The sequence below is a fragment of the Sphingobacterium sp. SGL-16 genome (genome assembly GCF_011043515.1).
In the GTDB taxonomy this organism is placed as follows: Bacteria; Bacteroidota; Bacteroidia; order Sphingobacteriales; family Sphingobacteriaceae; genus Sphingobacterium; species Sphingobacterium litopenaei.
Genome location: NZ_JAAKGQ010000084.1, coordinates 1 through 6,097, shown reverse-complemented (window position 1 = coordinate 6,097; position 6,097 = coordinate 1). Strand labels below are relative to the sequence as shown.

The window sequence follows — 6,097 nt, the reverse complement described above, 5'->3', positions numbered from 1 at the left end:
CTCGATCGATTGGGTAAAATCTGTCATTCTTTGTGTTCTTTTATTCTTATTAATCTCATATATTTTTGTTTTTTATTCTTCAGTAGCATATATTTTTATGTTCTCAAATGAAGAGGCTATAGCAGAAGCTCTAAGAGGGGGAAATGTGATTACTCCGGAAGTTTTCAATCCTCATGCAATTACTAATATTTGGAAAAAAGGTACAGGGGGAATCTTATTTTTGATGTTATTTGTTTCTATTCCATTAGGGTTAGGCATGTACGAATATTTAGCTAATTCCTCGGATGAGGAGATAAACAAGAGTGATAATTCCCGAACCAATATATTATCTAAGCTATTCAATAAATTTGGCGGTCTTTTATTTATCCTAGTGGTGGATGCTTTTATCGCATATAAAGTTGCTATTAATATCAATAAAGTTGAAAATTTAAAACATAGTAGAGAACTTACGGAGGTTACATTCGTAGATATGTTAGGGACTAGTAACTTTTGGCTGGTGTTTATTTTAGGAACCTTGGGCCTATTTTTGTTTTCTAAAGTATTTAATAAACTAATTGCCTCTGTAAATAAAAGAAATCAAACACATCAAGAAGCTATTACCAAGCAAATTATTGTCAATTTGGAATCGGATATTGAGAAATATGAAAATGATATTAAGAATATCTATGCTAATAATGATGAATTAAAAGCTAGCTTGTTAGTGTTGAATGCAGATCTGAGTAGTTTGAAACAAAGACTTCAAATCTTACCTATACAGCATACTGACGAAATAAATGATTTAAGACAACTCTTAAATTCATTTAATGAAAAAATTATAAACTTTTCTAACATTTATAAAAGTCAAATTGATAACGACAAACTGCCAATTTCTAAATCTGAAATGGAAAACAGATGTAATATTTTCATGGAAGGCTGGAGTAAATATTTATACGAATTCTACGCCGTACAATTAGCCGAAATAAAAACAAAAGACGCCATACAAGAAATTGAAAATTGGCTAAAGTCTATGCATTGGCAAGTTGACTCGTCTTTGGACTTAAAATTAGATTCTTTAACAGTTAATAATTAGTCATCTATATTTGATATGTGTATAAAAAATTTTCTTTTAAGCGTTGTTTTATTAACTTTTTTAATTTCTTGTGGGTCCAGTAGCAATACTAATGAGAATGCTAAGCGAGATACTGTGTATGTTAATGATTATAACGTATTATTAGTTCCAGATTTATCTAATAGAATTAATCAAAATATTCATCCAAAACCTGTTCATGACACCATGATTCTATCGAATATTTTGGATAATATTAAAGTATTAGTTGATTTGAAAGGTCGCAGTTTGAATCAATGGGATATTTACAAGTTTGATTTTATTAATAAATCGACTATAAATAATTCAGATGTTTGTAAGCCTGAGGAGTTAGAAATTAATCTTTTGCGATTCAAAGGTAAATTGGCTGAAGCTGCATCTTATTTAAGGGATAGTATTGATAAAGATATTTATCTATTTAAATCCAATGTCAGAAGTATTTATAATTATTCCATAAATAATTCAGCAGGAGCTGATTTGTGGAATTACTTTAATGAGACTATCACAACATCTTTAAAATTAAGAGAATTAGAAGATATTACTTCTCCTACGAGTACAGTTCTTGATCCTATTGTTTTAAAGCGATATAAGAATGTAGTTGTTTTATTTACTGATGGATATATTGAAAATGCAAATAAGGCAAATGGATATGTATTTGATCCTAAACGGATAACTAAAATTAGAAAGGAATATAATGCTAGTGGACAAAAAGATTTAGAGAAGTTTATTCTTTCTAATCAGGAGTATTTACTTCGCAAAACTACAAATGATTTAAAAGGGGTAAATGTATTAGTGTTAGAAATGATTGATAGGTCATTAGATAAAAACGGAGTAGCGAAACATCATCCAACTGATTTTCAAATAATGAAATTAATTTGGAAAGAATGGTTGACAGCATCAGGTGCAGATATGGTAGAAGTTCATCAAGCAGTGAAAAAGAAAGATGAGGGTTATGCGTTAGTAAAAAGCTTCATGGAAAAGTTATAATGAGAGCTATCTTTGTTGTCTAAATTAATATCATGCTAAAACACTTATTACTATTTATTACTTTTCTGCTTTCTTATTGCCAATCTCAGAACTATTCCTCGAGTACTGTTCCTTTTGAAGAGAATTTTGAACGGGAAATGTATCACAATCCCACCATATTCAAAGTAGATACTTTTGTGGATGGAGACACTTTTTGGGTATTAAATCATGAAGGAAATCGCGTGAAGATTCGTTTGATTGGAATAGATGCTCCCGAGAATAAATCCGTTTTCAATAAAAAGAAGCATCCGTTCGGTGCGCATGCTAAAGCATACGTGGATAGTATACTGACTAGTAATCCTTATATCAAATTGACATTTGATATCGATTCTTTAGACCGATATGGAAGAACATTAGCCTATGCTTATCTTAATGACGGTACCTTCCTAAATGAGAAGATAATTCGTGAAGGCTATGCTACCTTGATGACTATTCCGCCTAATATTACTTATGAGAATCTCTTTTATGAAGCGCAAGTATATGCTAGAGAGCATGCATTAGGAATTTGGAAAGACAGTATTCAATAGCTATTGTTTTATTTTTCTTTTCTCTCTAACTTAGTTAGTATTATGCCTATGATGATAAAGAAAATACCGCTTGAACTATTAATATGGTTAGGAGCGTTTATTTGGCTTTATAATCTTCAGATAGATAAAGAAAGTATTTCGATTTGTCCAATTCATGGACTGGGATTTAGTTGGTGTCCAGGTTGTGGGCTTGCTCGGTCAGTAAGTTTATTAATGCATGGACAGGTACATGCTTCCTTTAAAATGCATTGGTTGGGATTTCCTGTCTTTGCTGTTCTAATTTACCGCATAATTCAATTGACTAAAAATTATTTAACACTCATAAAACCTAAAAATGACACAATTTAATCCTTTCATACATTTAGATAATATCTCTAATGATGAATTAATCTACCTCAATCAAATCACGGCTAACCTTAATGAAACCCAATTGCGCAGTTTCGTACAAATCTATGCCACTAGACGTAAAAAAGCTCAGGAAATTCTTATTTATACATTATTAGGCCTTATCATCATCGCTGGAGTGCAGCGCTTTGTATTGGGACAAATAGCTATGGGAATCGTATATTTTCTAACAGGTGGTTTTTGTTTAATCGGTACTATTGTAGATTTAATTAATCACAAGAGTATGACGAACGAATACAATAGAAAAGTAGCCGGAGAAGTTATGCAGATTATTAGCTAATCAACTTTATTTCTCATAAAATTCTAACGGTAAACAATCTGGGTCGGTAAAGAAAAAGAATCTGTTACCTGTTATCTCGTCTATGCGAATAGGTTCTGTGGGGATATTGTGCGCTTGAAGCTCAAAAGCTGATTGCTCGATATCATCCACTTCAAAAGCAAGATGTCTTAATCCTAAAGCTTCAGGATAAGAGGGGCGAGAAACGTAATCAGGAAAAGAAAAAAGCTCAATAATGTATTGACCATTTAGTGCTAAATCTAACTTGTAAGAATTTCGTGCCTCGCGAAAGGTTTCTTTCAAGATGTCTAAGCCTAAGATTTCAGTGTAGAAATGTTTAGACTTTGCGTAATCGCTTACAATTATTGCGATATGGTGTATTTTATTGAGCTTCATATATTAAAATAAAGTAGAGCCACCTTTTTTAGGATCGTCTGGTTTCTTGGGTATTGGAAGATTTGTTCCGATAGCTTTATTTAATTTTTCTATAAAATGTGCAGCTAGTAGAGGTGATTCTACTTCTACATTTTGGTGAATAAAGAAATATAATCGTCGTAACCCTGCTTTTTTCCATTCGACAATGGTTTCAATCCACTCATCTAATCGCGTATAATCCGAAGGGTGATTTGCTCCTACATAACGTACAAAAGCTGTCGGCGTAGTCAAGCGCATATGCATCATGTCGCGTCTTCCAGCAGTATCCACCAAAACATTGGTTTTGTTAGTTTCTTCCAACAGTTTATAGAATTTTTCTGCTACCTCTGGCTTAAACCATTCTTCGTTACGTACCTCAACAGCCAAAGGATAGCCCTTAGGGAATTCTTTGAGGAATTTTTCTAATCTATCAAAGTCTTTCGGTTTGAAATTGTCGATGAATTGTAAGAATGCCATTCCTAATTTGTCTTCAAAAAGCACGGTAGCATCCACAAATTCTTTTACTTTCTCATCCGTGTTCAAAAGCCTAGAAAAATGGCTAATGGATTGCGGAATTTTAGGAAAGAATTTGAAATCTTTCGGCGTTTTTTCACGCCAAGTTTCTACTTGCTGTTTGCTTGGGGAATTATAGAAAGTAGCATTTAACTCGATAGAATTGAATTGGGTCGAATAATAAGCCAGTTCATCTTTTGTACCTCTAGGATAAAAATCTTTTAAGTCAGTCTTATTCCATTTGGCACATCCAACGTAAACTTCTATCGGATTATCATCTTTATTTTCGTTCAATAAAGCAATAGTTTCCGGCGGTGTTGGAGGAATGGTAAAATCTATAATTGAAGGATCTGGTACTTGTCCGAATTTCATATCTCTAATATTTACCTAAAGATAGGTTAAAGCTTTTTTATATTCAAAATCACATCGATATTCTTATGTTTTGCTCATCTTATCACACTTTTTTCTCCAAGAAAAGTTTTATTTGAGTTTTCGTAAACAATCTAATCGTTAATCTAGTTATATTACTTGATATTATTTATATTGATTGATGTTAAACAATATCTATGTATAAAAGCAGTTTCATTAATTTTTTAAAGTACGAGAAGCGTTATTCAGCACATACCATTACGGCCTATGATACCGAAGTGCAATCGTATTTAGATTTTTTAGAAGCTGAGGGAATGCATTTCGAAGAGGTAGATTATAAATTTTGCCGCTATTACTTCGCTACGATGAAGGAAAAAGGAAAAACAGCTACTTCGGTAAACCGTGCTATTTCTGTTCTTAAATCATATTATAAATATCTTCAGCGTGAATCTTTATCAATCAGCAATCCAGTGCATTTGATTAAAGCCTTGAAAGTAGGAAAGAAGTTGCCTGTTGTGGTAGAGAAGGAGAAAATGACGGTGCTGTTAGAACAGATGGAAGATATGGAAGATTCTTTCGAAAATAGCCGTGATTTTATAATAGTAGAATTGCTGTTTGGAACGGGGATACGTTTAGCGGAATTGTTAGAAATAAAAGAGCGGGATATTGACTTTTTCAATAAAAAAATCCTTATATTAGGTAAGAGGAACAAATTAAGGTTTGTTCCGATGTATTCAACATTGATCCATGAACTTAAACAGTATTTAGAAAAGAAAAAAGAAAGTAAACTACAAAATAATTCAGAGCATTTGATCGTTACAAAAGAAGGGAAGAAGGCTTATCCTAAACTGGTATATCGAGTGGTAAATAAATATCTAAGTATTATAACATCGCAACAAAAACGAAGTCCACATATATTAAGACATAGTTTTGCTACATCACTGCTAGATAACGGAGCTGATCTGAACGCGATTAAAGAGTTATTAGGACATGCAGGATTGTCTGCCACGCAGATTTACACACACAATTCTGTAGAACGATTAAAAAATATTTATAAACAAGCACATCCAAAAGCTTAAAAAAGGAGGAAAACATGAACGTAACTGTGCAATCAATTAAATTCAATGCTGATCAAAAATTGATCGATTTTATTAAAAGAAAAACTGCGAAATTAGAGCAATTTTTGGATAATATCATTGAAGGGGTATGTTACTTACGACTAGAAAATGTGGAAGATGAAGCCAACAAAATTGTGGAATTGAAATTTAATATTCCAGGAACACAGTTATTCGCTAAAGCTCAGGCGAAAAGCTTCGAAGAGGCAACTGATGTTGCAGTCGAATCCTTAAGAAGACAGATTAACAAGCATAAAACGAAGACTCGTACAGCAGTTAGTAATCACAAAGAACTGTTGTCAAGCGAAGAAGAGTTTTAGTTTTTTAAATAAATGATTTATAGGAAAGGGATGTTGAAGTGGACTGC

The 6,097-nt window shown here is 32.5% G+C and carries 9 protein-coding genes; 7 read left to right on the top strand and 2 right to left on the bottom strand.

Features of this window, described 5'->3' with window-relative positions; translation table 11 throughout:
• The 5 genes from G5B32_RS16535 to G5B32_RS16515 all read left to right on the top strand — a co-directional run.
• Positions 1-1,069: hypothetical protein (locus G5B32_RS16535; RefSeq protein ID WP_206366941.1), on the top strand; the 1,069-nt coding region annotated here is incomplete at its 5' end.
• 15 nt (positions 1,070-1,084) lie between these two features.
• Positions 1,085-2,071 (top strand): hypothetical protein, encoded by a 987-nt coding sequence (locus tag G5B32_RS16530; protein WP_165292601.1) that lies wholly within the window; start codon positions 1,085-1,087, stop codon positions 2,069-2,071.
• Positions 2,072-2,103: 32 nt separating this feature from the next.
• Positions 2,104-2,637: a thermonuclease family protein gene (locus G5B32_RS16525; protein ID WP_165292600.1), complete on the top strand. Its 534-nt coding sequence runs from the start codon at positions 2,104-2,106 to the stop codon at positions 2,635-2,637.
• 42 nt (positions 2,638-2,679) lie between these two features.
• Positions 2,680-2,985 (top strand): DUF2752 domain-containing protein, encoded by a 306-nt coding sequence (locus tag G5B32_RS17755; RefSeq protein WP_165292599.1) that lies wholly within the window; start codon positions 2,680-2,682, stop codon positions 2,983-2,985.
• Positions 2,972-3,322, top strand: coding sequence for a TM2 domain-containing protein (locus tag G5B32_RS16515; RefSeq protein ID WP_165292598.1), 351 nt, complete (start codon positions 2,972-2,974; stop codon positions 3,320-3,322). The genes G5B32_RS17755 and G5B32_RS16515 overlap by 14 nt, the downstream gene beginning before the upstream one ends.
• Positions 3,323-3,328: 6 nt before the next feature.
• On the opposite strand, the gene G5B32_RS16510 is transcribed toward G5B32_RS16515, so the two are convergent.
• On the bottom strand, positions 3,329-3,715 hold the full coding sequence (locus G5B32_RS16510; RefSeq protein WP_165292597.1) for a VOC family protein: 387 nt from the start codon (positions 3,713-3,715) through the stop codon (positions 3,329-3,331).
• A 3-nt stretch (positions 3,716-3,718) separates the two neighbouring features.
• Positions 3,719-4,618 (bottom strand): DUF72 domain-containing protein, encoded by a 900-nt coding sequence (locus G5B32_RS16505; RefSeq protein WP_165292596.1) that lies wholly within the window; start codon positions 4,616-4,618, stop codon positions 3,719-3,721.
• A 194-nt stretch (positions 4,619-4,812) separates the two neighbouring features.
• Between G5B32_RS16505 and G5B32_RS16500 the strand changes: the two genes are divergently transcribed.
• Together G5B32_RS16500 and hpf are read left to right on the top strand one after the other, a co-directional pair.
• Positions 4,813-5,694 carry a tyrosine-type recombinase/integrase gene (locus G5B32_RS16500; RefSeq protein WP_165292595.1) on the top strand — a complete coding sequence of 294 codons (882 nt, stop codon included), beginning with the start codon at positions 4,813-4,815 and terminating at the stop codon, positions 5,692-5,694.
• A 14-nt stretch (positions 5,695-5,708) separates the two neighbouring features.
• Positions 5,709-6,050, top strand: coding sequence for a ribosome hibernation-promoting factor, HPF/YfiA family (hpf, locus tag G5B32_RS16495; RefSeq protein ID WP_165292594.1), 342 nt, complete (start codon positions 5,709-5,711; stop codon positions 6,048-6,050).
• The last annotated feature ends 47 nt before the right edge of the window (positions 6,051-6,097 follow it).

What these genes read in the sequence shown, in the direction of transcription:
- G5B32_RS16530 (WP_165292601.1), top strand. Translation starts at nt 1,085, where the DNA reads ATGTGTATAAAAAATTTTCTTTTAAGCGTTGTTTTATTAACTTTTTTA.
- G5B32_RS16525 (WP_165292600.1), top strand. Translation starts at nt 2,104, where the DNA reads ATGCTAAAACACTTATTACTATTTATTACTTTTCTGCTTTCTTATTGC.
- G5B32_RS17755 (WP_165292599.1), top strand. Translation starts at nt 2,680, where the DNA reads ATGCCTATGATGATAAAGAAAATACCGCTTGAACTATTAATATGGTTA.
- G5B32_RS16515 (WP_165292598.1), top strand. Translation starts at nt 2,972, where the DNA reads ATGACACAATTTAATCCTTTCATACATTTAGATAATATCTCTAATGAT.
- G5B32_RS16510 (WP_165292597.1), bottom strand. Translation starts at nt 3,715, where the DNA reads ATGAAGCTCAATAAAATACACCATATCGCAATAATTGTAAGCGATTAC.
- G5B32_RS16505 (WP_165292596.1), bottom strand. Translation starts at nt 4,618, where the DNA reads ATGAAATTCGGACAAGTACCAGATCCTTCAATTATAGATTTTACCATT.
- G5B32_RS16500 (WP_165292595.1), top strand. Translation starts at nt 4,813, where the DNA reads ATGTATAAAAGCAGTTTCATTAATTTTTTAAAGTACGAGAAGCGTTAT.
- hpf (WP_165292594.1), top strand. Translation starts at nt 5,709, where the DNA reads ATGAACGTAACTGTGCAATCAATTAAATTCAATGCTGATCAAAAATTG.